A 2,639-nucleotide genomic window follows, 5' to 3' on the forward strand; every position below is an offset into this window, starting at 1 on the left:
ACCAGGCCGCCCACCGTGTTGGTGCCGGTCACGGCGCCCGAGGCGTAGCTGTTGCTGACAGTGCCGCTGTTGTTGCCAACCAGGCCGCCGGTGTTGGTGGCACCGGTCACGCTCATGGTGCTGTAGCTGCCGCTGATGGTGCCGGCATTGTTGCCGACCAGGCCACCGGTGTTGGCGGTACCGGTCACGCTCATGGTGCTGTAGCTGCCGCTGATGGTGCCGGCATTGTTGCCGACCAGGCCGCCGGTGTTGGCGGTACCGGTCACGCTCATGGTGCTGTAGCTGCCGCTGATGGTGCCGGCATTGTTGCCGACCAGCGCCCCCGTATCATCCTGGCCGCCGATGCTGCCACCTTCCAGGCCGATATTGCGCACGATCGCCGTGCCCGACGTGGCGCCGAACAGGCCGGCGACATTCGTGCCGGGGCGGTTGACGACCAGGCCAGAAATCACGTGGCCGGCGCCGTCGAAGGTCCCGGTAAACGGCGCCGCCGTGCTGGCGCCGACCGGAACGAAGGTCGCGCCATTCCAGACGTCGGTCGAGAGGCCCGTCGTCGCCGCATTGAGGTCGCGGCCCAGCGTGTAATTGCCGGCCAGGTTCATCGCCATCAATTGCAGTTGATGCGCCGAGTTGATCGTGGTGCTGTACTCGGAAGACAACATCGGTCCGGTGGCGCCTGTCGCGTTGCCCGCGCCGTTGAGTGTACCGTCGGTGTTGACCATGACCCAGTTATTGCCCGACTGGCCGGTGCTGGCCGTGAAGATGAACGCGACGAAGTTCGCTGCGGTTTGCATTTGCGTCGCTGTCAGCCCGCTGAGCGAGGCGACGGTTCCACTGGTGCTGTTGACGCCGAGGGCCGATATCGTCGAGTTCACCGTCGCATTGTAATAGCCGCCGCTGATCGAACTGGTATTGCCCATGTTCCCGACCACCCCGCCCGCGGTACCGGTGCCGTTGGTGATCAAGCTCACCGCGCCGGACGAATAAACATTGGTGATCGTGCCGCTGGCCGGGCTCGAACCCACCACGCCGCCTGTCGCGACCGTGCCGCTGACGGCGCCGGTGGCATAACTGTTGGTGATGGTGCCCCGGTTTTCGCCGACCAGGCCACCGTAGGCGCGAACGGTGCCGGTCGTAGCTGCGGCCATCACCGATCCGGTCGAGTAACTATTGGCGATGGTCCCCTTCAACATATTGCTACCAACTACGCCGCCGACTTGCCCGGCGCCGGAGATGGCGCCGGTGTTATAGCTGTTGGTGATAAGGCCTATGCCGGAGCTGGTGCCATTGGAGGGGGTGATGCCGCCCGCGCCGGTACCGGCAGTCACGGCGCCGGTGTTGAAACTGTCGGTGATGCTGCCCAGGTTGGTGCCGACGAGGCCGCCGGCAGCGGCTTTATTCGAGGTCACCGTGCCGCTGTTATAACTGTTGCTGATGCTGCCGCCGCCGCCGGCTTTGCCGACCAGCCCACCGAGAGCGCTGGGGCTATTTGTCGTCACCAGCAGCGCGGCGTTGTTGTAGCTATTGCTGATGGTGCCGGAATTTTTCCCGACCAGGCCGCCCAGCGCCACGATACCGGGGCTCGTCAGGGTACCGCTGCCGACATAGGCATTATTGATGGTGCCGCCATAATTGAAGCCGACCAGCGCCCCCACATTGCCGTAGCTGCCGCTCGCCACGTTGGACGTGATCGCAACCCCGAGCAGGCCGATATTGCGCACCTTCGCCGCAGAGTTGATCGTGCCGAACAAGCCGACAGAGCTGTTGCTGGTGGTGGTGCCGCTGCTCAAGCCGGTGATAACATGGCCCAGGCCGTCGAACTGGCCCGTGAATGGCACGGTGGTGGTGCCGATCGGCGTGAAGCGGTTGGCGCCCCATACCGCCGTGTTCGACGTGCCGGTGGCGTCGATATTGGCGCCCAGCACGAAGTTGCCGGACAACGCATTTTTCAGGCCCTGCAAATCGGTGCCGCTGGTGCTGCCGGCCGCGCCCAGGCTGGTGATCACCGTGTAGGTCGTCGCCGTCACCGTATCGCTGCCCAGCTTGGTGCTGAAGTTATCGCCCGCTGGCAGGTCGATCTCGGCCTTGACATTGTAGGTGGCGTTGTTGCCCGACGCGACCGCCTTCTGCCCATATTCCAGCGCCAGGCTGGCCGTGCCGGAACCGCGCAGCGGCTGGTTGATGTTGATATTGTTTTGCGCCGTCAACGTCAGTTTATTCGCCGACCATGAGACGGTATCGTTGACATTGATGTCGCCGGCCGTGCCGCCGGTGCCGTTGGTGCTCAGGATCTGCACGACACCGTTTTTCAGGTTGTTCGACAGCGTCGTTCCTGTCATGTTGCCGCCGGACGCGGCGATGTTGAAGTCGACCGGGTCGATCAGCCATGTACCGGACAAACCATTGGCCGCTTTGGTGGTGACGTTGATGCCGTCGGCGATATAAACGTGCGCGGCCGAGGTATCGACAAAGCCGCCGTTGCCGCCAGCCGGCGCGCTGGCGTCCAGCGTGCCGGCCGCGTTCACCGTGCCGGTCTGCATGTCGCCCAGCAATTTGATGCTGCCGCCGCGCGTGTCTATCGTGTGCGCCTCGATCACGCCGGTGTTGTTGACCACGGTTTTGAGCAGCTTGCCGGCGGC

General features: G+C 64.3%; 1 protein-coding gene. It reads right to left on the minus strand.

What is annotated here, in order from left to right:
• Positions 1-2,639: GLUG motif-containing protein (locus CD932_RS27945; RefSeq protein ID WP_303396108.1), on the minus strand; the 2,639-nt coding region annotated here is incomplete at both ends.

Origin of the sequence: Janthinobacterium sp. PC23-8 (assembly GCF_002250505.1) — a bacterium.
Lineage (GTDB): Bacteria > Pseudomonadota > Gammaproteobacteria > Burkholderiales > Burkholderiaceae_D > Janthinobacterium.